The organism is Pseudomonas sp. ADAK2 (genome assembly GCF_012935755.1).
Lineage (GTDB): Bacteria > Pseudomonadota > Gammaproteobacteria > Pseudomonadales > Pseudomonadaceae > Aquipseudomonas.
The window spans coordinates 786,861-810,214 of record NZ_CP052862.1; the positions used below are offsets into that span (position 1 = coordinate 786,861).

Annotated in this window: 20 protein-coding genes; 8 read left to right on the plus strand and 12 right to left on the minus strand. The window is 59.5% G+C overall.

What is annotated here, in order from left to right; genetic code table 11:
* Window position 1 precedes the first annotated feature (1 nt).
* Genes HKK52_RS03565 through HKK52_RS03585 form a run of 5 tightly spaced genes read right to left on the minus strand, consistent with a single transcriptional unit; the run spans window position 2 to window position 3,612 of the window.
* A complete protein-coding gene (locus HKK52_RS03565; RefSeq protein WP_169369525.1) occupies window positions 2-421 on the minus strand; it encodes an SRPBCC family protein in 420 nt (139 codons plus the stop codon).
* A 28-nt stretch (window positions 422-449) separates the two neighbouring features.
* Window positions 450-1,742: an Nramp family divalent metal transporter gene (locus tag HKK52_RS03570; protein WP_169369526.1), complete on the minus strand. Its 1,293-nt coding sequence runs from the start codon at window positions 1,740-1,742 to the stop codon at window positions 450-452.
* A 3-nt stretch (window positions 1,743-1,745) separates the two neighbouring features.
* Window positions 1,746-2,120, minus strand: coding sequence for a hypothetical protein (locus HKK52_RS03575; protein ID WP_084377459.1), 375 nt, complete (start codon window positions 2,118-2,120; stop codon window positions 1,746-1,748).
* A complete protein-coding gene (locus HKK52_RS03580; RefSeq protein WP_169369528.1) occupies window positions 2,117-3,175 on the minus strand; it encodes an L-dopachrome tautomerase-related protein in 1,059 nt (352 codons plus the stop codon). The genes HKK52_RS03575 and HKK52_RS03580 overlap by 4 nt, the downstream gene beginning before the upstream one ends.
* Window positions 3,172-3,612 carry a cupin domain-containing protein gene (locus HKK52_RS03585; protein ID WP_169369529.1) on the minus strand — a complete coding sequence of 147 codons (441 nt, stop codon included), beginning with the start codon at window positions 3,610-3,612 and terminating at the stop codon, window positions 3,172-3,174. The genes HKK52_RS03580 and HKK52_RS03585 overlap by 4 nt, the downstream gene beginning before the upstream one ends.
* 292 nt (window positions 3,613-3,904) lie before the next feature.
* Between HKK52_RS03585 and HKK52_RS03590 the strand changes: the two genes are divergently transcribed.
* The 6 genes from HKK52_RS03590 (at window position 3,905) to HKK52_RS03615 (ending at window position 12,742) form a co-directional block, all read left to right on the plus strand.
* Entirely contained in the window at window positions 3,905-4,999 is a 1,095-nt protein-coding gene (locus tag HKK52_RS03590) for a zinc-dependent alcohol dehydrogenase family protein (protein WP_237150673.1), read from the plus strand.
* An 11-nt stretch (window positions 5,000-5,010) separates the two neighbouring features.
* Window positions 5,011-6,489, plus strand: coding sequence for an NADP-dependent succinate-semialdehyde dehydrogenase (gene gabD, locus HKK52_RS03595; protein ID WP_169369533.1), 1,479 nt, complete (start codon window positions 5,011-5,013; stop codon window positions 6,487-6,489).
* Window positions 6,490-6,778: 289 nt separating this feature from the next.
* On the plus strand, window positions 6,779-6,916 hold the full coding sequence (locus HKK52_RS03600; RefSeq protein ID WP_168187333.1) for a hypothetical protein: 138 nt from the start codon (window positions 6,779-6,781) through the stop codon (window positions 6,914-6,916).
* Between the two features lie 156 nt (window positions 6,917-7,072).
* The gene (locus HKK52_RS03605) at window positions 7,073-8,188 is read left to right on the plus strand and encodes an efflux RND transporter periplasmic adaptor subunit (RefSeq protein ID WP_336604956.1); all 1,116 of its coding nucleotides are present in this window, start codon (window positions 7,073-7,075) and stop codon (window positions 8,186-8,188) included.
* Window positions 8,185-11,367 carry an efflux RND transporter permease subunit gene (locus HKK52_RS03610; protein WP_169369537.1) on the plus strand — a complete coding sequence of 1,061 codons (3,183 nt, stop codon included), beginning with the start codon at window positions 8,185-8,187 and terminating at the stop codon, window positions 11,365-11,367. Before HKK52_RS03605 ends, HKK52_RS03610 begins: the two co-directional genes overlap by 4 nt.
* On the plus strand, window positions 11,360-12,742 hold the full coding sequence (locus tag HKK52_RS03615; protein ID WP_169369539.1) for an efflux transporter outer membrane subunit: 1,383 nt from the start codon (window positions 11,360-11,362) through the stop codon (window positions 12,740-12,742). Before HKK52_RS03610 ends, HKK52_RS03615 begins: the two co-directional genes overlap by 8 nt.
* Before the next feature lie 130 nt (window positions 12,743-12,872).
* Here the strand turns inward: HKK52_RS03615 and HKK52_RS03620 are convergent, their stop codons facing one another.
* The 7 genes from HKK52_RS03620 to HKK52_RS03650 all read right to left on the minus strand — a co-directional run bounded on the left by HKK52_RS03620 (window position 12,873) and on the right by HKK52_RS03650 (window position 20,669).
* Window positions 12,873-14,180, minus strand: a complete 1,308-nt coding sequence (locus tag HKK52_RS03620) for an MFS transporter (RefSeq protein ID WP_178117439.1) — start codon at window positions 14,178-14,180, stop codon at window positions 12,873-12,875.
* Window positions 14,181-14,330: 150 nt separating this feature from the next.
* Complete coding sequence (locus HKK52_RS03625) at window positions 14,331-15,311, minus strand: transketolase family protein (RefSeq protein ID WP_169369541.1); 981 nt, start codon at window positions 15,309-15,311, stop codon at window positions 14,331-14,333.
* Window positions 15,312-15,313: 2 nt separating this feature from the next.
* A complete protein-coding gene (locus HKK52_RS03630) occupies window positions 15,314-16,201 on the minus strand; it encodes a transketolase (protein WP_169369542.1) in 888 nt (295 codons plus the stop codon).
* A gap of 106 nt (window positions 16,202-16,307) precedes the next feature.
* A complete protein-coding gene (locus HKK52_RS03635) occupies window positions 16,308-17,399 on the minus strand; it encodes a glycerol dehydrogenase (RefSeq protein ID WP_169369544.1) in 1,092 nt (363 codons plus the stop codon).
* A 129-nt stretch (window positions 17,400-17,528) separates the two neighbouring features.
* Window positions 17,529-18,221, minus strand: a complete 693-nt coding sequence (locus HKK52_RS03640; protein ID WP_084377483.1) for an SDR family NAD(P)-dependent oxidoreductase — start codon at window positions 18,219-18,221, stop codon at window positions 17,529-17,531.
* A gap of 28 nt (window positions 18,222-18,249) precedes the next feature.
* Window positions 18,250-19,050, minus strand: coding sequence for a shikimate dehydrogenase family protein (locus tag HKK52_RS03645; RefSeq protein WP_169369546.1), 801 nt, complete (start codon window positions 19,048-19,050; stop codon window positions 18,250-18,252).
* Entirely contained in the window at window positions 19,011-20,669 is a 1,659-nt protein-coding gene (locus HKK52_RS03650; protein WP_169369548.1) for a GMC family oxidoreductase, read from the minus strand. The genes HKK52_RS03645 and HKK52_RS03650 overlap by 40 nt, the downstream gene beginning before the upstream one ends.
* A gap of 222 nt (window positions 20,670-20,891) precedes the next feature.
* On the opposite strand from HKK52_RS03650, the gene HKK52_RS03655 reads away from it, so the two are divergent.
* Window positions 20,892-22,043 carry a glycerol dehydrogenase gene (locus HKK52_RS03655; RefSeq protein WP_169369550.1) on the plus strand — a complete coding sequence of 384 codons (1,152 nt, stop codon included), beginning with the start codon at window positions 20,892-20,894 and terminating at the stop codon, window positions 22,041-22,043.
* A gap of 39 nt (window positions 22,044-22,082) precedes the next feature.
* Window positions 22,083-23,255, plus strand: coding sequence for an iron-containing alcohol dehydrogenase (locus HKK52_RS03660; RefSeq protein ID WP_169369552.1), 1,173 nt, complete (start codon window positions 22,083-22,085; stop codon window positions 23,253-23,255).
* Window positions 23,256-23,354: the final 99 nt, after the last annotated feature.

Here is a 23,354-nt window from a genome sequence, read left to right on the forward strand (position 1 = left end):
GTCAGTCCGTGGATTCGACGACGGCCTTCAGGCGCTCCAGCCCTGCGCGGTAGAGTGCCTCGAAATGCCCGATGACCCCGGCCTCATCTGCGCCCTGGACGAGAAAGGTGCTGGACCAGGACGCCAGTGTCCCCCCGTTGCCATCGTCCTTCGCTGACATCGTGCCTACATAGTCAGTGACTGGCGAAGGCCCCTCAAGCAGGGCATAGCTGTAGTGCTTTTCGTCTTCATCGAACGTGAGCAAACGCTCGACAATGATCGCACCGTCGGCAGTTTTGAGGTGACGCAAACGTCCGCCATCACTGAGGGTGCTGCTGGCGATGACATCGAGCCAGCGAGGTAGCCAATCAAACCCGCCGAGTAGCGACCAGACCTGTTCGGCTGGACGTGCAATGCTAATCAAGATACGGACTTCACTCATGTTTTTAACCTGTATGGGAGGAAGGCATTCAAAGAATGACTGATGTAACCAACCAGAGATTGGCGGCGCTGATCAGCAGGAAAATACACCAGGCCATGACGGCGACCGGGCGTGAGATAGCAAAATCACCCATCAGCGTTTTATCGCTGGTGAAACGAATCAACGGATACACCGCAAACGGCAGTTGCACTGACAACACCACCTGAGAAAACACCAACAGATCACCCACCGCGGCGTCGCCCAGCCAGAGAATCCCGCACAGCGCTGGCACCATGGCCAGCAGGCGGGTGACGACGCGCTGTTTCCACAATGAAACTTTGAGCTTTAAGAACCCTTCGAGCACGACCTGACCGGCGAGGGTGCCGGTCAACGTCGAGCTTTGGCCCGAGGCGAGCAGTGCCAGGGCGAACAGCACGGCAGAGATGGCCACACCTGTCAGGGGGGCCAGCAATTGATGGGCCTGCTCGATACCGCCAATATCAGTGTGCCCGCTGTCGTGAAAGACGGCGGCGGCCACCAACAAAATGGCAACTTGCACGGCGGCCGCAATTGAAAGCGCGCGGATCGTATCGTTGGAACCCCGGCGCAGGGACCGTTTTACCTGCTCTCCGTCATGCGTGACGCTATTGGACCGGGCCAGTGATGAATGCAGGTACAGATTGTGGGGCATGACGGTGGCGCCGATGATACCCACCGCGATGAACAGTGCCCCTGGCTGAGCCAGCGTGTCCAATGACGGAATGAACCCCTGGAACAGGGCGTTTACATCGAGCGTGATCAATGCCAGCTCAATGGCGAAGCACAGGACAATGGTCGCCACCAGGGCCAGGACGATCTTCTGCACTCGGCCATTGGCGGCACCCTTCAAGCCCAGGATGACCAGTGTGCTGACAGCCGTCAGCACGATGCCGAGGGCCATTGGCAAGTTGAATAGTAATTTGAACGCCAACGCCGCGCCCAGGACCTCGGCAATATCGGTGGCAATGATGGCAATCTCCGCCATTGCCCAGTGCGCGAGTGTGGCTGGTCGGCCGTAGCGAAGACGACAGGTCTGGGCAAGATCCTGACCTGTGACGACGCCCAGACGCAAGGCGAGTGTTTGCAAAAGCATGGCCGCTAGACTCGACAGCACCACCATGAATAGCAGGCTGTAACCGAACTGAGCGCCAGCAGCGATACCGGTGGCCCAGTTGCCAGGATCCATGTAACCCACTGCAATCAACAGTCCGGGTCCCATCAGCAGCGAAAGGCGTCCAGGCATAGGCGATGGTGGGACGGCACGCATTCCGGGGTGTTCCGACAACGAAGTCTTCGTTGTCATCGGTCAGTGGGTCCTTTGTGATCGGGCAAGTCGGGGCAGACGCGCCAGCACTAGGGTATGAATGAACAGCAGCAGGCCAGCAACCGAGAGAATTGCCGATACTTTCCCGCTCAAAGCATGGGCGGCCAGCAGACACACCAGAGCCGCTATCTGGGTCAGCAGACGATGGGCCAGCGAAATCCGTGAAGGGCTCGACGCCTCGAACAGGCGGCCGGGCCAAAAGTCTGGCCTGGCTCGCGAAAACGTTATTGCGGCGATGGCCACCACGGCGTATATCCAGACGCCGAGACCGGCGTCACCTTCGGCCAGCGCCAAGCCTATGGCGCTGGCCGTGAGCAGCAGTGCAATGACAACGAACGCAACACGGCTATAGCTCATGGTGTTTCGCTCGAACCCATCGGTGCATCCACCCGCAACCGCAATACATGGAACGGCGGCTGGCTGTCGTCCTCACCCGCATTGAGCAGTGGGTGGCGGTGCAGCTGGTTGGCTGTGATGTAGAGCCATTCCCCCTGGGCATCGAGCTCAACGCCATCCGGCCAGCCGAGCAACTGATCGTCTTTGGCCAGAATGCGGTAGCCTGCCGGAGAGGCCAACCCGATCGCGTTGCTGGTAATGTCGGTCACGTAGACGTTGCCCTCTGCGTCGACATCAAAACCATCGCAATGCGGTTTCTCGCACCAGTACTCTACAGCTTCGTCCTGAGGTGTGACGCCTGCCGGTTGTGCGAGGATTTCGGTGGCTATCCGATAGACCTTGCGTGCCGACATCGAGCCGAAATAAACCCAGCGGCCCAACGGATCGATGGCGATAGGATTGAGGCCATAGCGGTAAGGAATGACTTCGCCTTCTGGCGTGCGCAGCGAAAGCGGTTTTCCGTCGACCATCAGTGGCACATCGCCGGGCATCAACCCTGGGTAACACTCCAGTGATCGCCACGACAGGCCGGTTTGCAAGTCGACCACGACTATGGCCGGATAGTCGCTTTCGCCAGAAGGGTTCATCGTCATGTCTGCGATGTAAATGCGCTGACGTCGCCAGTCGATCACAAAATCTTGGGTGAATGAGCTTGGTCGGAGCACATTCTGAGGCAGCACGATCAGGCGTTGCAGCCGGTTCTCGTGGTCATTCCAGGCAATCAGCCGCGGCTGTTGCTGCGGGCCGCCCATATCGAGTATCCAGACGGTGCCCTCGGGGTCGGTGCGGATGCCTATCACGGCGGACATCCCGCGGCCATCCGCTGTGGGCTTACCTGCCCAGGTTTCGTTGGGGTAAGCCGGGTGCTGACCGTCCTGGGCCACCGCGCGCACTGAAATGTCCGGTGCGATGATGGCGGATACCGACACCAGCACTCGCCCGTCGGGCATGACGGTCGGATTCCCCGGCCGCTCGACCGGGAATGTCGCAAAGATCTCCAGTTGATGAGTGCTCATGACAGCGCCTTGACGAAAGAGGCCGCGGTGCCGGTAGTTGGGTCGACGAAGATGATGTCGCTGGGGTCGCGCCGTGGCGTGTCGACCGAGACCATGAACAGCGGGTGTTCGAGGATCTCTGGCATGCCGTGGATGGTGAACTTCTTGAAGAACAGCATCTCGCCTGGACCCACTTCGAACGGTTCGCGGTCACCCATGAAAAAGCGCGCGCGCCCGGACATGATGATGAGGTACTCATCACAGGTCGCATGATAGTGGGCAGGCGTCGGGTGGTAGACCCGGAAAACACGTCCGCTGGCTTCGTCTTCGTCGGTCAAACGGGTATCAACCAAGAGTGTGTCAGCGGTCTCGGGGAACGTTTTGACGATCGCATTGAGATCGAACGAGGCGTGAGGTGCTGCCTCTACCAGTTTTTTTCGGGTGATTACTTCGGACATCTTGAAACCCTCATTCAGGCGCTCTTTGAGGAACGCTGTGATGTTGTTTGTGGGTTCAGGATAAGCATTGGGCGGGTAGCGGAGAACGCAGTGACCGCGCACAAGATTTGAGAATTCAAATAACAACTGTGTGGGTCTGGTGGCGTTGGTTTTGCGAATTCAATTCCAAACAGCTACGCCCGTTGATGCATTTCTGAGGCGCAGGACGTGCGGCATAGTGATGAGTACTCACTATCGAGTCCAGCTGCGTCGGAGACACAAGATGCAAGTCAGAGCTGCTGTTCTAAGACACATGAATGTTGCCCCACCTTATGCCCAGAGCAAACCGATTGTGATCGAGACAATCGAACTGGCACCACCGGGGCCGGGCGAAGTGCTGGTGCGTATCCGCGCCGCCGGCCTTTGTCATTCCGACCTGTCGGTGATCAATGGCGACCGTCCTCGGCCGATGCCCATGGCGCTCGGCCATGAAGCGGCAGGCGTTGTCGAAGCTTTGGGTGAAGGGGTCAGTGACCTCGAGCCGGGTGATCATGTGGTCATGGTGTTCATGCCCAGTTGCGGCCACTGCCTGCCTTGTGCAGAAGGTCGTCCAGCCCTCTGCGAACCGGGAGCAAAAGCCAACGCGGCTGGGACGTTGATCAACGGCTCGGTGCGGTTGAGCAGCCCGGCAGGTCATGTCCACCATCATCTGGGCGTTTCGGCGTTTGCCGAGTACGCCGTGGTGTCGCGTAACTCCGTGGTCAAAATCGACCGTGATTTACCCTTTGTAGAAGCTGCGCTCTTTGGGTGCGCGGTGTTGACCGGGGTTGGCGCCGTGGTCAATACCGCGCAATTGCGCGTGGGCTCGACTGCCGTGGTGATTGGTCTGGGTGGTGTCGGCCTGGCTTCAGTGCTGGGTGCAAGAGCTGCCGGGGCGAGCAAAATCATTGCTGTTGACCTGTCACCGGAAAAGCTCGCCCTGGCCAAAGAAGTCGGTGCAACCGCTGTGGTCAACGGTGGCGACCCGGACGCTGTCGAGCAAGTACGGCAACTGACCGGTGGTGGCGCCGACTACGTTTTCGAAATGGCCGGTTCGATCCGGGCACTCGATAACGCCATGAAAATGACCAAACGCGGTGGCATGACCGTGACCGCAGGCTTGCCACCGCCCGGTTCGGCGCTGCCGGTCAACGTCGTTCAACTGGTGGGCGAAGAGCGCACGCTCAAGGGCAGCTACATCGGCACCTGTGTGCCGCTGCGCGATATTCCGCGCTTCATCGAACTCTATCGTGACGGCCGCCTGCCGGTGGATCGGCTGCTCAGCGGCCGGCTCAAACTGGACGACATCAACGAAGGTTTTGACCGCCTACACGATGGTAGTGCGGTCCGTCAGGTCATTGAATTTTGAGGAGCGACAGCATGGCCGATACAAACTTCCTGGCAACGCTCGACGACCCCACGTTGTTCCGTGAGGCGAACTACATCAACGGCCTGTGGCTGGAGGTGGGTGAGGGACGCAGCATTACCGTTACGAACCCGGCCACCGGCAAGGTACTGGGGCGCGTGCCTTCATTTGGGGCCAGTGAGACCGCCCTGGCCATCGCCGCCGCCAAGCGCGCGCAACCGGCGTGGCGAGCGCTCACTGCCAAAGAGCGCGCGGTAAAACTGCGCCACTTGTTCGAGTTGATGATCACCCACCGCGAAGACCTTGCGCGGATCATGACGGCCGAACAAGGCAAGCCGCTGGCCGAAAGTCGTGGCGAGATTACCTATGCCGCGTCTTTCATAGAATGGTTCGCGGAGGAGGGCAAGCGCGTTTATGGCGATACCATCGCCTCCCATTCAACGACCAGCCGCATCATCGTCCAGAAAGAACCGATCGGTGTGTTTGCCGCGATTACCCCGTGGAACTTCCCGGCAGCGATGATCACCCGCAAGGCCGGGCCAGGCTGGGCGGCCGGTTGCACCGGTGTATTGCGTCCCGCCAGTCAGACACCCTTTTCGGCGATTGCAATTGCAGTGCTGGCCGAGCGTGCCGGTCTGCCTGCCGGCGTGTGCAACGTGATTACGGGGCCGGGCAGTGAAATCGGGGCCGAACTGACCTCCAACCCGGATGTGCGCAAGTTGTCCTTTACCGGTAGCACCGAGGTCGGTGCCACACTGTTGGCCCAATGCGCGCCGACGATCAAAAAGACCAGCATGGAACTTGGCGGCAACGCCCCCTTTATCGTGTTTGACGATGCTGATCTGGATGCTGCGGTGCAGGGTGCGCTCGCGTCCAAGTACCGAAACGCCGGGCAGACCTGTGTGTGCGCTAACCGTCTGCTGGTCCAGGACGGTATCTATGATGCTTTCGCCGCCAAACTGAAAACCGCCGTCGAGGCCCTGAAAGTGGGCAGCGGATTTGAGGACGATGTGACGATCGGCCCGCTGATTGACGACGCCGCCGTGCGCAAGGCCGAGGAGCATGTCGCCGATGCCGTTGAGCGCGGAGCCTCTGTCCTGGTGGGGGGTGAACGCCATCCGTTGGGGGGCAGTTTCTACCAGCCGACCATCTTGGTGAACGTGCCAAGGGAGTCGAAGGTGTTCCGTGAGGAGACGTTTGGTCCCGTGGCACCGCTGTTCCGTTTCAGTACCGAGGCGCAGGCCATCGAGATGGCCAACGACACCGAGTTCGGTCTGGCCTCGTATTTCTACAGTCGGGATATTGGAAGGATCATGCGCGTGGCCGAAGCGCTTGAGTGTGGCATCGTCGGGATCAATGAGGGGTTGATATCTACGGAAGTGGCGCCGTTCGGCGGGGTAAAATCGTCGGGACTGGGTCGTGAAGGTTCCAAGTACGGGATCGAAGATTATCTTGAGATAAAGTATCTCTGCCTGGGAGGTATTGACCGCTGATAGCTCGGGGAGATGGTCGACAGGCCATCTCCTGGTTTTTTGAAAGTTAAATAATCCCGGTTTTTTTATGTATTGATCCATCCTTAATAAGTGGCACTCAGCGGTGAATGCGTTTCACAAGTCATTGTCGTCCGGTGCCGGATCAGTGCGGTGGTATTCACAAAAGTCCTGTGCTAGAGCGCTCGCTCTTGTCTTTTAGTCAATATTGTTTTCGTATTCCTGCGGTTTATCTTCGGCGGGTGGTGCTGGAAAATCTATTCCATCTTAATCACTACCGAGATTGTCCCTCATGACGTACTTCAAAAAAGCCGTTGCCCTGCTGGCTACCCTGACTGCTCTTTCTGCATCTTTTTCAGTTCAGGCGGAAGAGTCTGGCGCCTTTGTTGATCGCAATAAAGCACTGAATGAACGCGCTGTCGGAAGTTAATTAAGCCTGTTCTAAATAAATGAACTGTTGTTTTAGTTTTTGCTAACTTCGGAGAGCACAAAAGTGAACTTGCATACAACGGGGGAACCGACAGTATCCCCAATCAAATCGAAGGTGATAAAAGGCGCGGCGTTTTCAGCACTCAGCCTTGCGCTGATGGCGGCCTTGAGCGGTTGTGGTCCGGATAAAGACAGCAACGTGACCGCTGCCCCGAGCGTGACGGTCAGTCAGCCGGTCAAGTCGGTGATCACTGACTGGGACAGTTTTACCGGGCGCTTCGAGGCGACCGATTCGGTGGAGGTTCGCTCGCGGGTCAGCGGCTATCTGGAGAAAGTCGCGTTTCAGGATGGCGCCATCGTCAAGAAGGGCGACTTGCTGTTCGTGATCGATTCGCGTTCGTTCCAGGCTGCCGTGGTCCAGGCGCAGGGCAAGCTGTCTCAAGTGCGCTCGCAACTGGCACTCGCCGAGCAGGAATTCGCCCGGGCCAATGTTTTGATCGAATCAAAAACCATCGCCCGCAGTCTCTACGACCAACGCTTGCAGGCGCTTCAGGCCGCGCAAGCCGAAGTCCTCAGTGCCGAGGGGGCGTTGAGCGCAGCCAAGCTGGATCTGGAATTCACCCGCATCACCGCGCCCATGAGCGGCCGGATCAGCCGCAAGCTGATCAGTGAAGGCAACCTGGTCAACGGCGGCAACAGCAGCGCCACGTTGCTGACCACCATCGTCTCGATTGACCCGATTGATATCTACTTCGATATCGATGAGCAGAGCTACCTCAAATACCGTCGGCAGGGCAATAGCGCGGCCAACCAGAGTCAGGTGCGGATTGCCTTGCCGGGTGAAGTCGAGCCGAGCATGACCGGGCGCATGGATTTCATCGACAACCGGCTCGACTCGTCCACGGGCACATTGCGCCAGCGGGCCCGGGTCAGTAATAAAGATCTGCAGCTCAGCCCCGGGCAATTTGGCCGGGTGCAGTTCTCCAGCCAGGCGGCTTACCCGGCACTGTTGCTGCCGGACACCGCGATCAGCGTCGATGCGACTCGCAAAGTTGTCTATGTACTCAACCCGCAGAACAAGGTCGAAATCCGGCCCGTCACCCTCGGTAAACTGCATGACGGTTTGCGCGAGATCTCCAGCGGTTTGCAGGCGCAGGATCGGGTGATCGTCGATGGTCTGCAACGCGTTCGGGCTGGCGATACCGCGACGGCCCAGGATCGTGTGTTGGCTCAGGCCGCGAAAACCCCTGAAGCCCAGGGAGCGCCGCTATGAGCCTGGGACGCACATCCATCGAACAACCGGTGCTGGCGATTGTGCTTTCAATCGTCTTGATGATCATCGGTGGCCTGGCTTATCTGGTGTTGCCGACGTCCGAGTACCCGGACATCGCACCGCCCACCGTGGTGGTGACCGCAACTTACCCCGGCGCTTCAGCGCAGACTGTGGCCGAGACGCTGGCGATCCCGATCGAGCAGGAAGTCAACGGCGTTGAAGACATGCTCTACATGTACAGTCAGGCAACTTCCGATGGCAGCCTGAACCTGACCGTGACCTTCAAGAGCGGCACTGATGTCGACAAGGCCCAGGTGTTGGTGCAGAACCGTGTGGCGCTGGCCACCCCGCGCCTGCCCGAACCGGTACAGCGCAGTGGTGTGACGGTGCGCAAGTCATCGCCGACGCAGCTGTCGACGATTTTCATCTCGTCGCCGAAGGGCACCTACGATCAGTTGTATGTGTCGAATTTCGCCATCCGTAATGTCGCTGATGTCCTCAAGCGTATCGACGGTATCGGCGACATCAACCCGTTGGGGGCTCGCGAATATTCAATGCGCATCTGGCTCGATCCAGAGCGCGTTGCGGCCTTCAACCTGACGCCAGCAGAGATCATCGCCGCCGTGCGTTCGCAAAACACCCAGGTTGCCGGCGGGGTGATCGCCCAGCCTCCGGTGGCGTCTCAGGCGTTTCAGCCAAATCTGATCTTCGAGGGTCGACTGAAAGAGCCTGCCGACTTCGACAACATTGTCCTCAAGTCGGGTACTGCCGGACGCCTTGTGCGTCTCAAGGACGTCGCACGCACGGAAATCGCCGGGCTGGCGTACGTCAACAACACCTATTACTTGCGTAACCCGGCGATCGGTCTGCAAGTGCTGCAACGTCCGGGCGCCAACGCGCTGGCGACGATGAAAGTGGTCGAAGAGACCATGGAGAAAATCGGCAAGGACTTCCCCGAAGGCATCGAATACAGCATCGGTTACAACCCGACGGCGTTTATTGCCGACAGTATCGGCGAGCTGGGCAAGACCATCTACGAGGCGGTCATCCTCGTGGTGCTGGTGATCATGATCTTTTTGCAAGGCTGGCGGCCGTCGATCATTCCGATCCTGGCCATCCCGGTGTCTCTCGTCGGTACCTTCGCTGTCATGGCGATGCTCGGTTACTCGATCAACAACCTGACCCTGTTCGGGCTGGTGCTGGCCGTGGGGATCGTGGTCGACAACGCCATTGTGGTGGTGGAGAACGTCGAGCGGCATCTGGCCGATGGCAAGAATCCGCTGGAAGCGACCATCGTGACCATGCAGGAAATCGGCGGTGCGTTGATCGCCATTACCCTGGTGTTGTGTGCGGTGTTTATTCCGACTGCGTTCATTCCGGGTATCTCTGGTGAGTTCTTCCGCCAGTTCGGGATCACGATTGCGGTGGCCACTGCGATTTCGCTGTTCAATTCGGTCACGCTGTCTCCAGCGTTGGCGGCGATGATTCTGCGCCGACATGATCCTGAAGCCCATCAGAAGCCGAAAAAAGGCGTCTTTGGTTTGCCCAAGCGTGCCGCTGATGGCTTCAACAGCGGCTTCCTGAAACTCTCTTCAGGCTACGCCGGCAGTGTGCGTGGCCTCGTGGCAAAAACTCCATTGATGCTGGCGATCTACGCGGTGCTGATTGCCGCGACCGCTTATCTGATGGTGTCGACTCCCAAGGGCTTCATCCCGGTTCAGGATCGTGGCTACCTGGTGGTCATCGTGCAGCTCCCTGACGGTGCCTCTCTGGAGCGGACCAACGAAATTTCTCAGCAGATCGAGGCGATTGCCCTAGATGTGCCGGGGGTGGATCGAGTACCGACGTTCTCCGGTTTCTCGATGGTGACCGGTACCAGCTCATCGAATTCGGCCGGTCTGGCGCCCGTGTTCCAGCCGTGGTCCGTGCGGAAGTTGGACGGGTTGACGTCGGACAAAATCGCCGAAGACTTGCGTGAACGCTTGAAAGCGGTCAGCGGTGCAACGGTCATTGTCGCCACGCCACCACCGGTTCAAGGCTTGGGTAGCACGGGCGGCTTCTCCATGCGTTTGCAGGATACTGCCGGGCTGGGTACCGCAGCATTGGCCAAAGCAACCGACGACCTGATTGCTGCCGCCAACGGCACTCAAGGCATGACCGGCGTCTATTCACCGTTCTCGGCCCGGACGCCACAGGTGTTCGTTGAATTGGATCGCGAACGCGCCGAAATGCTGGGTGTGCCAAGCAGCCAGATCAACCAGGCTATCGAAACCTACTTTGGCTCGTCTTACATCAACGACTTCAACCTCGTGGGACGTACCTATCGAGTAACGGCACAAGCGGACTTGCCGTACCGCGTCACGCCAGAGGATCTGTCACGGGTCAAGGTGCGCAACGATGCCGGTCAGATGGTGCCGATTGCCAGCGTGACGCGTCTGCATGAGGCTCTGGGTGTGGAGCGATTCCCGCGCTACAACTTGTTTCCTACTGCGGAAATCAACGGCGATACACTGCCGGGACTGGGTTCCGAGTTCGGGATCAAGACGATGGAGCGCCTGGCTCAAGAGACGCTGCCGGCCGGTATCACTTACCAGTGGACCGACCTCAGTTACCAGCAAACCACTGCCGGCAACATGGGCCTGCTGGTCTTCCCACTGTGTGTGATCTTTGTCTACCTGGTGTTGGCGGCGCAGTACGGCAGCTGGAGTCTGCCGCTGGCGATTCTGTTGATCGTGCCGATGTGTCTGCTGGCGGCTGCCGGTGGCGTACGTCTGATGGGGCAGGACATCAATATCCTGACTCAGATCGGTTTTATCGTACTGGTGGGACTGGCGGCGAAGAACGCGATTCTGATCGTCGAAGTGGCAAGGCAGCAGGAGAAAGAAGGGCAAGGCATCGTTGATGCAGTCGTCGAGGCGTGTCGTCTTCGCTTGCGACCGATTCTGATGACCTCGCTGGCCTTCGTCCTGGGTGTGTTGCCGTTGGTGATGTCCGAGGGCGCGGGTTCCGAGATGCGTCAGGCCGTCGGTTCGGCAGTGTTCTTCGGAATGATCGGCGTCACGCTGTTCGGTCTGTTGTTCACTCCGGTCTTCTATGTGTTGATCCGCCGAATGGCTGGTGGCGAGCGTCAGGCACAGCCTAAAACCCAACATTCTGAACAGGGCGTGGCCCATGAATAACTATCTCAGCGTTCCAGGTCTGTTACTTGGGGCCGCGCTACTGAGCGCCTGTACCTCCCCGGTCATGCCGCCCAAAAGCGACTTGCCGGTCGACAGTTACGTCAACGCTCAAACGGTCATACCTGCTAGCGCGACCGACAATTGGTGGAAGCTTTATCAAGACCCGTTACTCGACCGTTTGGTGGAGCGCGCCCAAGGGGAAAACCTTGACCTGCAGATTGCGTTAGCGCGGATCGATGCCGGTCGCGCATTGCGCAACATCGCCGGAGCTTCCGGCAGTCCCCAGATCGATCTGGGGGCGAGTGTCGCTCGTCAGCGTATCTCGTCTGATCAAGCAGGTTTCACCGACGCGCTGATCACCGAGCCGACATCACTGGGATTGAGTGCGGCCTGGGAAATCGATCTGTTCGGCCGCATCCGTGAAGGTGTGCGTGCTGCCGACGCCGACCTCAATGCGACCGAGGAAGAGGCGCGGGGTGTGCGTGTGGCGCTGATCACTGAAGTGGTTCAAGCCTATGCCGAGGCGCGAGGGCTGGAGGAACGCCTGGCGATCGTCAAGCAAAGTGCGGCCAGCCAGGCTGAGACCTTGCAGCTGACTGAGCAGCTGTATGCGGCGGGGGACAGTCCTGAAGCGGATTTGCTTCGCGCACGTTCGCAGTCGGACTCCACCGCCGCCCAAGTGCCAGCACTGCAACTGAACTGGCAACGGTCGCTGCATCGCTTGTCGGTGCTGCTCGCCCAGCCGACCGAGACGCTTTATCAGCAGTTCAAGGAGAGTCCGGCGAAGATCTCGACGGTGTCGTTGCTGGACGCTGGTACGCCTGCGGATCTGTTACGTCGGCGTCCTGATATACGCGCCGCCGAAGCACGTTTGATTGCGGCCTATGCGCGAGTCGGTGTGGCCAAGGCGGATCTGTTGCCGCGCTTGAGCCTGTCAGCGGCCCTGGGGTCTTTGATTGACGGTGTGAGCGCCGCCAATCTGGCCAGTTCGACGTTCTGGTTGGCAGGTTTGAATGCCACCGTTCCGGTGTTCGACGGCGGACGTCGGCGTAACGTGGTCGATCTTCGGGATGCCGAAGCGCGTCAGGCGTTGCTGAGTTATCGACGCACCGTGCTGACGGCCGTTTCCGAGGTGGAGTCAGCCTTGGCTGCTGCGCAACGCAATGCCGAACGCCAGACTTTTCTGGCCAGTGCGGCCAGTCAAGCCAGCTCAGCTGCCGAGCAGATTCAGCGGGCCTGGCGGGCGGGGGAGACGCCGTTCCTTGATGTATTACAGGCTCAGCGGGTGCAACTGACGGCGCAGAATGCGCTGTCGCAGGTCAAGACCGCACAGTGGCAGAATCAAGCGGCGTTGGTGAATGCGTTGGGCGGTTAACCAGGTTGTAGAACCTTGTAGAAAACCTGTGTGGGAGCGAGTTTGCTCGCGAAAGCGGCCGGACATTCAACATCAATGTTGACTGACTTGCCACTTTCGCGGGCAAACTCGTTCTCACAGTTTATTGATTTCAGATTTTATCGATCGGCACACCGTGGTTGTTTTTCCACATCAAGACCACGGCACTGGCAATGACCGCGACCACGATGAGATAGATGTTAAACATCCAGCCGATGTTTTCCGAGTACAGCCAGGTCGTCAGATAGGAGGCTGTACCACCAAACACCGCAACGCCCAGAGAGATACATACCCCAAACATTCGCGTGCGATAGCGGGTCGGGATCTGCTCGGAGATCGATGCCGGTTTACACCCGGTGATGAAGGCCACCAACAACAAGCCCGCCGTCTGCGCCACCATCAAAGTCCACGGTTCGCTGGAAATCAGACCCCACAGCGGAAACAGCGTGGCGGCAATCCCCAGCAAGGAAATCAACGCTGAAATCTTCCGCCCCCAAAGGTCCGATATCCAGCCGGAGATCGGCAGGAATACCAGGTAAATGACTTGTGCAATGCAGCTCATGGTAAATGCACTGCGTGGGTCCATGCCTTTGACACTGATGGCGTAGATTGAGGCCGAGGTGACCCAGGTGTAGTAGGTCAACGTTGCTCCGGCTTCATAAAGAAACAGACGAACGCCGTGCTGGACGATCTTGCCACGGCTCCAGGCCGGCGTTGTTGATTCACCGCCAGCGCTCGGCGAGTGTTCGCTTTCCATCATGTTGCGACGCAGCCACAAGGCGAAGACGGCCAACAGACCACCCGTCGCGAAGGGAATACGCCAGCCCCATTCCTGCATGTCACTTACGGACAACAGTGACGTCAGCAATGCCATGTAGAACGTTGCCAGCAAGGAGCCGCAACCCACCGCGATAAACACTGTGCTTGACCACAGTCCCCGGCGTTTCGGCGGTGCAATTTCAGCGATGTAGGCGTAGGAGGTGGTGGTTTCACCGCCATGGGCAAAACCTTGTACCAGCCTGGCCAGCAGCAACATTCCTGAAGCCCAACTGCCAACCGATTCATAAGAGGGAATAAAGGCGATCAGCAGACTCGCGCCAGCCATCAACAACATGGTACTGAGTAACACCACGCGTCTGCCCAGTTTGTCGGCGAGGATGCCGAAGAAGATGCCACCAATCGGCCTTAACAGAAACCCCGCAGCAAATACCGCGAGGGTGTTCAGTAGTGCAGAAGTTGCGTTGCTTTTATCGAAGAGTGCGGCGGCGATATACACCGACGCGACGGTATAGATAGTCCAATCAAACCACTCCAGCAAGTTGCCGACGCCGGTGGCCATCAATGACTTTCTGCGCAGGGATGTATGTGTTTTGGCCTGCCCGATCGAGTAGTCGGGCATGGTCTCGGTGATGTTATTCATTGTTAGCTCCGAGATACTTCAAAAACCACGGGGTGTGGTCGGTGGAGGTGAATTGCGTGAGGCTCCCTGAGGAAAAGAGGTGTCCAATACGACGAAAATACTGGAGCGAAGCTTGCCCACCATCGGGCAAACCTCACTCCAGAAAGGTGATTAGGCCTTCATATGCGCCAGTGCCACTTCCTCGATACCGGCCGCATCTAGCTTGTAGTGTTCGTACAAATGAGTCGGCGGAGCGATCAGGCTGTATTCGTCGTAGATGCCGTGGCGCTTGAGCTTCACGCCGACGCCTTCGTCCGACAGGACTTCAGCTACCGCCGCACCCAGGCCACCCAGCACGTTGTGCTCTTCGACAGTCATCATGCGTTTGCTGCGGGCAGCGGCGCGCAGGATGGCGTCACGGTCGATCGGTTTGATCGAGGCCATGTCGATCACGCCCACGGAACGCCCTTCAGCGTTCATTTTGCGAGCGGCGGCGAGTGCCGGGTGCACGGTGATGCCGCAGGCAATGATGGTCAGCTCTTCGCCTTCGAAGTGCTCATGGGCCTTGCCGAATTCGAAGACCACACCGTCCTCGTAAACGACCGGATCACGACCGCGACCGATGCGGAAATAAACCGGCTTGTCATAGGTGGCCGAGGCTTTGATCGCGGCGACCAGTTGTGCGCCGTCCGCCGGTGAAACCACCGCCAGATCCGCAATCGAACGCATGGTGGCGATGTCTTCGGTGGCGTGGTGCGAGGTACCGTAGAAGCCCAGGGAAATGCCGGTGTGGTGACCGATCAGGCGCACCGGTTGTGCGGAATAGGCCACGTCCATGCGGATCTGCTCGCAGCACAGCAGGCCGAGGAACGAGGCAAAGGTCGCCACGAACGGCATCACGCCACAGGTAGCCAGGCCGGCGGCGGCCGTGACCATGTTCTGTTCCGAAATACCGAATTGCAGGTAGCGCTCGGGGTAGCGGCTGGCGAACTTGTTCAGGCCGTTGGAGTACTGCAAGTCAGCGGAGCCGGCCATCACCGGGTAGCCGGCTTCGGTCAGTTCAATCAGCGCGTCGGACAGGTAGGACAAACCCGGGTTGAGCGCGTTAAGGCCACGGTACTGCCAGGAATTGGGGGAAAGAGGGGCGTTCATGTTCAGATCTCCATGGCTTCAATTTCAGCGATAGCGCGTTTGGCGTCTTCCGGGTCGAGGTAACCGAGGTGCCAGCCGGGTTCGGTTTCCATGTAGGAAACGCCTTTGCCCTTGACGGTTTTGGCGATGATGCACACCGGTTTGTCGCGGGTTTCATCGGCTTTGACACGACGCAGGGTTTCGGTCACTTCGGCAATGTTGTGGCCGTCGATGACGTGCACTTCCCACCCGAAGGCGCGCCATTTTTCGTCCAGCGGTTCGATGCCGATCACGTCGTCGACCGAGCCGTCGAGCTGGAAGCCGTTGCGGTCGACAATCGCGATCAAGTGCCTGGCTTTGTGGTGGGCAGCGCTCATAGCGGCTTCCCAGACCTGGCCTTCCTGCATTTCGCCGTCTCCGAGCATGACGAACACGTCGTAGACTTCGCCGGTGAATTGCTGGGCCAGGCACATGCCCAGACCGCCGGAGAGGGCGTGGCCGATGGAGCCGGAAGAGAAGTCGATGCCGGGCACTTTGCGCATGTCAGGGTGATCGCCCAGAGGGCTGCCCAGGCGGGTGTATTCATCGAGCCACTCCTTGGGGAACACGCCAAGGTCCGCAAGAATCGGGAACTGGCCCACGGCAGCGTGGCCCTTGCCCATCAGGAAACGGTCGCGGCCCGGCCACTTTGGTTCGTCGGGGCGAATGGTCATCACGTCGTAGTACAGCGCGGAGAACAATTCGGCGGCGGAAAACACCGAGGTGTAATGGCCGGTCTTGGCGATTTCAATCAGGCGAATGGTTTCCAGTCGGACGAATTTCGCCCGGTCTTTCAACTTGATGACCGTCTCGGCGGAAGGCACGTAGTTACTGGCTTTCCACTGTTCGAGTGTTTTGCGGGGTGCAGACATCTCTACCTCCAATCACAGGCATGAATTTGTTGAAGTTGAATCTCAGTGGCGGGGTTTGAACTTCAACCGGATGGTCGTAGGTTCAACGGCGCTTTTGAGTCGGTACTCAGTGGGTCAGGCCTTCCAGCGCGCGCATCGCCCCGATCAGCTCGTCGCATGTCAGTGCGCCGCCTGATACCGAGGAAAAATTGCGTGCGTGAGGGGCTTTCAGGGTGGGTTCTGCCACCTGCATCAACACCGAATTGTCGACGTTTGGCACGCCCAGTTCGGTCAGGTTGCGGGGCAAGCCGATACGCTGATAGAAACTCAACATATCGCCCATGAGTTCGGCGTCGCGGTCTTCCAGCACCAATTGCACGAGCAGGCCGTAAGCCACTTGCCAGCCGTGAACCTGCTGTTGCGCACCGGGGATTTTCGACAGGCCGCGCGTCATCGCGTGGGCAATGGACAAGCCACCGCTTTCGAACCCCAGGCCGCTCATCAACAGCACCGCTTCAATCAAGTGATCGAAGGCCACCGTTACCTCGCCGGTACCGGCCTGGGCCAGCGCCGGTTCGGCGTATTGACGAATGATGTGGTAGCACTCGCGCGCCAGTACCAGCCCCGAGAGCGCCGGGCGTGCGCCAAACATGTTCACGCCACCGGACTTGTAGCACTGCTCGGCTTCGAACTTTTTGGTCAGCGCGTCGGCAATCCCGGCGAGCAAAAACTGACGTGGAGCCTGGGCAATCAACGCGGTGTCCACCAACACGTAGCGAGGGCTGACGAGCAGGTGGCCGACTTCGGCGAGTTGATGATGCGCGTCGTAGACCACGTAGTTTTTTGATGTGGGTGCGTCGTTGGAGGCCACGGTCGGCATGGTGATCAGTGCACGGCCCGAGGTGTGGGCAAGGGCTTTGCCGGCGTCGATGCATTTGCCGCCACCGACGGCCAGGATCATGTCGAACCCGACCTCAGCGACGGCCGCTCGCAGGCCGGCAATCCCGCCGGCAGTGATCTCGCCGTCGAAGGTGATGTAGTGCAACTCGACGTCCGACTGCGCGCAAGTGTCATCGAGTCGTTGGCCTATCAGACCCAGCACGTAGCTGTCGATGACCACCACGGCCTTGCGTCCGCAGTGCGCCAGATAAGTGCCCGCCTGAGCGAGCACTTCAGTGCCCTGGACGTACCGTCCGGGCGAGCCGAAAACCAGATTCATTCAGCACCTCTCACTTCACTGCTTATTGTTATTCGAGGCTCCGCGGCAGACTGCCAAGTGCTCGGTCTTGTTGTGATGCATGATATATCATGTTTTTTAACGGTCAAGCACTCAAGCGACGAGATGACGTCAGGCGATCGAATACCCGCCATCGACCGGCAACGTCGTACCCGTCACGTAGCGCGCGTTGTCGGAAACGAGGAAGGCAATCACATTGGCCACGTCTTCCGGCGCGCCCCAGGTTTTCATCGGGATACGCGCCATGATCCCTTCCGAGCGCGCCGGATCTTCGAATGCTCGCCGCGACAGGTTGGTCAGAATCCAGCCCGGCGCAACCGCATTCGCGCGAACGCCATCGGTCGCCCAGGCCACCGCCATGCAGCGCGTCAGTTCGGAGATGGCGGCTTTGCTCGACGCGTAGGCCGGAGTTTTCGCGGAGCCGAAAATCCCATGCATCGAGGCAAAGTTCACCACCGCACCGCGTGCGACTTTCAGGCCGGGCAGGGCGGCATTGGTGATGCGCAACACGGCCGTGAGATTGACGTCGATGACCCGGCTGAAACCGTCCAGCTGCCACTCGCGGTTGTGGTCAATGATGCCGGCGGCATTGACGATGGCGTCGACTCGCTCGAACTGCTCGAAGAAACCCGCCACGGCCTCGTCGTTGGTGACATCCAGCTCCTGATAATGAATGCCCTCTACGCGCTGTTCGGGTTCGCCGAGCCCGACGGTGAACACTTCATAGCCGTCGGCGTGCAGACGTTGTGCCGTGGCCAGGCCAATGCCGGAGCCACCGCCGGTGACGATTGCAGTTTTTTTCATGGTCTTTCCTTATACGGAGAAGGGCGTATCAAACGCCGGTTTTGGAAAACAGAAATTCGGCCAGCAGATCGATCTGGCCGGTAATCATGTGCGCACCTTTATGGATGACGCAGCCACGCTCGGCGGCGGCGCTCAACAGCGGCGTGATGTCCGGGTTCATCACCACTTCGCCGACCACCGTGCGGGGGGCGAGCGTCTCGACGGGCAGCGGCAGCGGGTCTTCAGGCTTGAGGCCCAAAGCGGTGCCGTTGATGACCACATTGAAACCCGTGGCATCGGCGGGCCCGGCATTGATCTGCCGCCCGGGGAACATCTGCCGCAGCTCACGGGCCAGCGCTTCGGCCTTGGCCGGTGTGCGGTTGCTGATCACCAGCTCTTGAATGGCTTCGGCGAGCAACGCGTGGGCAATGCCGGTCGCCGCGCCACCCGCGCCCAGCAACAGGACACGTTTGTCGGTCAGGTCATGGCCCTGTTTTTTCAGGCCGCCGACGAAGCCGTCGCCATCGAACATGCGCCCGCTGAAGCGCCCGTCGGGCAGGCGTTTGGCGACGTTGCACACCTTGAGCAGACGGGCCGTGCCTTGCAGTTCATCGCACAATTTCGCGACCTCCAGCTTGTGCGGAACGGTGACAATCACCCCCGCCAGGTTCTCGATCCCGCGCAACCCTTCCCACGCGGTGGCCAGGTTGCCCGGTGAGACTTCCCAAGGCACCAGCACGCCGTCGTAGCCAAGCCGTTCCAGCAACGGGTTGAAAAATTCCGGGGTGCGCAAGTGTTCGGCCGGGTAGGTCAGGTGTACGACGACTCGGGTTTTACCGGTGATGGGCATGGGGATATTCCTCTTTCATAAAGGGTTGCAGACGCGGGCAAGGCGGCGCGTCCGAGGATCATGTCCGCGGCTTTCTCGCCGATCATGATGGACGGGGCATTGGTATTGCCGGAGATCAGGTTGGGCATGATCGAAGCATCGACCACCCGCAGATTGCGCAAGCCGCGAACGCGCAGTTGCGGGTCGACCACGGCCATTTCATCGTCACCCATCTTGCAGGTGCCGACCGGGTGGTAAACAGTCTTGGCGCGCTGGTTGATGTAGCTCAACAAGGCTTCATCGCTGCGCACGCTCAGTCCCGGGAAAACCTCTTCGCCGGTGTACGCGCGCATGGCCGGTTGCGCGAGAATTTCCCGCGACAGGTTCAATCCCTTGATCGCCACACGCCGGTCTTCCGGGTGAGCGAAGTAACGTGGGTCAATGCGCGGAGGCGTGTCTGCCTTGTTGTCGCTCAAGCGGATTTCGCCGCGACTCATGGGGCGCAGTACGCAGGTGTTGATGGTCGCGCCGGGTTTCTTGATGGTGTCTTGATCGAGGTCGAAGAACACGATGGGCACGAAATGCATCTGGGCGTTGGGGCGTTCCTGCGCATGGTCGGTGTTGACGAAGGCGCAGGCCTCAGTGACGTTCGAGCTGACCGGGCCGCTGCCGAACAGCAAATACTGCAAGCCGTTTTTCATGGTGTTGAAAGCGTTGTCCTGGCCGTAGTAACCGTACTTGCCGTGGCAGTAGGCAATCGTGCCCACTTCGGCATGGTCTTGCAGGTTCTGACCGACACCGGGCAACTCGTGCAGCAACGGAATGCCATGGCGTTGAAGTTCTTCGGCGCGACCGATACCGGACAGCATCAACAGCTTGGGTGACTGAATGGCGCCGGCGCTGAGGATCACTTCTTTGCTGCCGCGAGCCTGCACTCGCTGGCCTTTATGGAGGTACTCGACCCCCACGGCCTGATCACCTTCGATCAGGATTCGTTGCACCGTCGCGTCAGTCACGACCGTCAGCCGATCGCTTTTTTCCGCCTTGCGCAGATACGCCACGGCAGCGCTGCAGCGGCGGTTGTTGCGCGCGGTGATCTGGTTGAAGCCGACGCCGTTCTGGCGTTCGCCATTGAAATCCGGGGTGAACGGAATGCCGGCCTGTTGCGCAGCACGCACAAACCCACGGGACAATTCACACACCTGCTTGAGGTCCGAGACCCCCAGCGGGCCGCCGGTGGCGTGATAGCCATTGTCGAAGCGCTCATTGTCTTCGGCACGCTTGAAGTACGGCAGCACCTCGCGGTACGACCAGCCCTCGCAACCTGCGCTGGCCCAGTCGTCGTAATCCTCGTGCTGGCCGCGGATATAGATCAGCGCATTCACCGAACTGCCACCGCCCAGCACCCGGCCCTGGGGAAGAATGCGCTGGCGGCCGTCCATCGCCGTTTGCGGTTCGGTCTGGTGACGCGACAAAAGCGGGCTGGACAACAACCGGGTAAAGCCGGCGGGGATATGAATCAGCGGATGCGTATCGCGAGGCCCGGCCTCGATCAGCAAAACCGAGGCGCCGGCCTCGATCAGGCGACCGGTCAACGCGCAACCCGCCGAGCCGCCTCCAATGACAACGTAATCGTGCATGTCTTCCTCCGAACAGTGTTGTTCTTGTTTTCATGCATCATATATCTTCGTGCCCCCCAAGCGTCAATCCCGGGTTTTGCGAGGTGTCGTTTCTGCAAAAAAGCTGTTGGTGGTTGAAAATTAAATATGATATATCATCGATCCGCCGAGAGATGAGCCTCTCGCAAACGTCCTCAAAGCAATAACAAAAAGCCTCCACGACGGGGCCAGGATGACGATCACATGACTCAAATGTTTGCTGCACCCGGACGCTATATCCAGGGCTACAAGGAACTCGAACGACTGCATCGGCATGTGGCCTGGTTCGGTCGACGGCTGTTGGTGATTACCACTCAAGGTCGTCTCGATAGCCTGAAACAGACCCTGAGTGCCAGTTTCGATACCGGCCTCACGCAACTTCACTACGCCATTTTTTCCGGTGAAGTGACCCGCCAGGAAATCCAGCGACTGACGGCGAGCTTCAACGTCTTCGAGTGCGACGGCGTGATTGGTGTCGGCGGTGGCAAGGTGCTCGACGCCGCCAAAGCCGTGGCCAACCAGGCCAGAGTGCCGCTGTGCATCGTGCCCACCATCGTTTCCAATGACGCCCCAACCAGTTCTCTGTCGGTGCTGTACACCGAAGCGGGCGCGTTTGATGACGTGCTTTTCTATGAACGCAGTCCGGATGTGGTGGTGGTCGATACGTGGATCATCGCCCAGGCGCCGGTGCGCCTTTTGGTGGCCGGAATGGGCGACGCGCTGTCGACCTATTTTGAAGCGCGTACCTGTGTCGAATCGCACCGGGATAATTTTCTCGGCAACGCTGGAGCGGGATTGAAGGAGAGCGGCGGCGGTGGCAAATCGACGCTGACCTCGATGGCCATCGCCGAGCTGTGTTATCGGGTGCTGCTGGAAGATGGCCTGCAAGCCATGCGCGCCGCTGAACAGCGATGCGTGACCAAAGCCTTCAATCGCGTGGTGGAAGCCAATGCGCTCATGAGCGGCATCGGTTTCGAAAGCAACGGCGTGGCGACCGCGCATGCGGTGTATTGCGGGTTCAGTGAGCTGGGCGCGCGGGCGACGATGTACCACGGCGAATACGTGGCCTTCGGCGTTCTGGTGATGCTGGTGCTCGAAGGCAAGTCCAGCCGCGAACTGGATACGGTACTGAGGTTTTGCCTGAGTATCGGTTTGCCGGTCACCTTCGAAGACCTCGGGTTGGCCGACATCTCGGCACACGAACTCGACTGCGTGGCGCGCACCGCCGCCGACCCCAACCAGACCAGCAAGGTCGAACCGTTCGAAGTGACCTTCGACGAAATGAAAGCAGCCCTGATCGCGGCCAGCGACCTTGGCCAACTCTATAAAAAAGGCGGGTCGTTGCTGGCTGGATGAAGCCGCCTGCACGCACCCTCCCTGACAACAGGTGAACTGATGAAAGCATTTCAGGCAAGTCTGCCGCTGACTCTGGATTTTGAGGTCGGGGCGATCAAGCGCATGGGCGGGAAGGTCGAGCCGTTCGGCAAAAAGGTCTTCTTGATGGTCGACCCGTTTCTCCAGGGCAGCGATCTGGTCGCGCAAATTACCGGCAGTTTCGCCGAGCGGGGCATTGCGTTTGTCGAGTTCTACGACATCGTGCCCAACCCTCGGCATACCACGATTGATCGAGCGGTCGAGCACGTTCGCCATAGCGCGTGTGATGTGGTGGTGGCGGTGGGTGGCGGCAGTGCGATCGACTCGGCCAAAGCCGTGGCGTTCGTTGCCGTTCACGGCGGCAGCTGCTGGGACTATACCGAGCGTCTCGGTGAAGCCGTCACCCGCCCGCAAAGCCGTGGGCTGCCCTTGCTGGTGGTGCCGACCACCTCGGGCACCGGCACCGAAGCGACTCCGTTTGCGGTGATCAACAATCCTGAACTGGGCCTGAAATGCGCCATCGTCAACCCGTTCATCTACCCTGATGTCGCCTTGATCGACCCGCAGATCCTGGTGTCGAAACCGCCGAAGCTGACCGCGTTGACCGCAGTCGACACCTTCTGCCACGCGCTCGAAGCCTACATCAGCATTCACTGCACGCCGTGGGTGGAAATGGTCGCGCTGGAGTCGATTCGCCTGTTCGCGGCCAATGCCCGGCAGTGCGTGGAGCACGGCGATGACCTGGAGGCGCGCGCCCGTATGGCGTTTGCCTCGACCCTCGGCGGTATGGCGATTGCCAGTGCCGGCGTCACCGTATCCCATGCGCTGGGCCAGCCATTGGGGGCGATGACCGATGCGCCGCATGGCGGCACCGTCGCGGCGAGCACGCCTCATGTCATCCGCTGGACGCTGCCGGTCGGTGCCGACAAATTCGCGCGGGTGGCCGGGATTCTTGATCCGTCGACGCTGAGCCTTGCTGAAACCGAACGCGCCGCGCGCCTTCCGGACATCCTGCAAAAACTGTTTACCACCCTGGGCGTCACCGACACGTTCCGCAGCTATGGTCTGCGCCCGGAGCAGATTGAAGCGTTTGCCCAAACCGTCTGGACCAGTTTCAACCAGGACCTGGCCTGTCATCCGAAGAAAATCAACAGCAAAGAGGAGGTCGCCGACATCGTCAGAATGTGTTTCTAACCGAAGTCTCTGTCACCAGGTTCTAAAGAAAACAGTTTGACCGACCCGTCAGTTGGGTTGGCGGGGTTTTGCATGCTCGAAAAACACTAAGACCAACAA

Bases quoted from the DNA above. Each gene is read 5' to 3' on its own strand.
- HKK52_RS03635 (WP_169369544.1), bottom strand. From the start codon at position 17,399: ATGAATCTGGTTTTCGGCTCGCCCGGACGGTACGTCCAGGGCACTGAA.
- HKK52_RS03650 (WP_169369548.1), bottom strand. From the start codon at position 20,669: ATGCACGATTACGTTGTCATTGGAGGCGGCTCGGCGGGTTGCGCGTTG.
- HKK52_RS03585 (WP_169369529.1), bottom strand. From the start codon at position 3,612: ATGTCCGAAGTAATCACCCGAAAAAAACTGGTAGAGGCAGCACCTCAC.
- HKK52_RS03570 (WP_169369526.1), bottom strand. From the start codon at position 1,742: ATGACAACGAAGACTTCGTTGTCGGAACACCCCGGAATGCGTGCCGTC.
- HKK52_RS03605 (WP_336604956.1), top strand. From the start codon at position 7,073: ATGGCGGCCTTGAGCGGTTGTGGTCCGGATAAAGACAGCAACGTGACC.
- HKK52_RS03580 (WP_169369528.1), bottom strand. From the start codon at position 3,175: ATGAGCACTCATCAACTGGAGATCTTTGCGACATTCCCGGTCGAGCGG.
- HKK52_RS03655 (WP_169369550.1), top strand. From the start codon at position 20,892: ATGACTCAAATGTTTGCTGCACCCGGACGCTATATCCAGGGCTACAAG.
- HKK52_RS03565 (WP_169369525.1), bottom strand. From the start codon at position 421: ATGAGTGAAGTCCGTATCTTGATTAGCATTGCACGTCCAGCCGAACAG.
- gabD (WP_169369533.1), top strand. From the start codon at position 5,011: ATGGCCGATACAAACTTCCTGGCAACGCTCGACGACCCCACGTTGTTC.
- HKK52_RS03590 (WP_237150673.1), top strand. From the start codon at position 3,905: ATGAATGTTGCCCCACCTTATGCCCAGAGCAAACCGATTGTGATCGAG.
- HKK52_RS03620 (WP_178117439.1), bottom strand. From the start codon at position 14,180: ATGAATAACATCACCGAGACCATGCCCGACTACTCGATCGGGCAGGCC.
- HKK52_RS03630 (WP_169369542.1), bottom strand. From the start codon at position 16,201: ATGTCTGCACCCCGCAAAACACTCGAACAGTGGAAAGCCAGTAACTAC.
- HKK52_RS03660 (WP_169369552.1), top strand. From the start codon at position 22,083: ATGAAAGCATTTCAGGCAAGTCTGCCGCTGACTCTGGATTTTGAGGTC.
- HKK52_RS03610 (WP_169369537.1), top strand. From the start codon at position 8,185: ATGAGCCTGGGACGCACATCCATCGAACAACCGGTGCTGGCGATTGTG.
- HKK52_RS03645 (WP_169369546.1), bottom strand. From the start codon at position 19,050: ATGCCCATCACCGGTAAAACCCGAGTCGTCGTACACCTGACCTACCCG.
- HKK52_RS03625 (WP_169369541.1), bottom strand. From the start codon at position 15,311: ATGAACGCCCCTCTTTCCCCCAATTCCTGGCAGTACCGTGGCCTTAAC.
- HKK52_RS03575 (WP_084377459.1), bottom strand. From the start codon at position 2,120: ATGAGCTATAGCCGTGTTGCGTTCGTTGTCATTGCACTGCTGCTCACG.
- HKK52_RS03615 (WP_169369539.1), top strand. From the start codon at position 11,360: ATGAATAACTATCTCAGCGTTCCAGGTCTGTTACTTGGGGCCGCGCTA.
- HKK52_RS03640 (WP_084377483.1), bottom strand. From the start codon at position 18,221: ATGAAAAAAACTGCAATCGTCACCGGCGGTGGCTCCGGCATTGGCCTG.
- HKK52_RS03600 (WP_168187333.1), top strand. From the start codon at position 6,779: ATGACGTACTTCAAAAAAGCCGTTGCCCTGCTGGCTACCCTGACTGCT.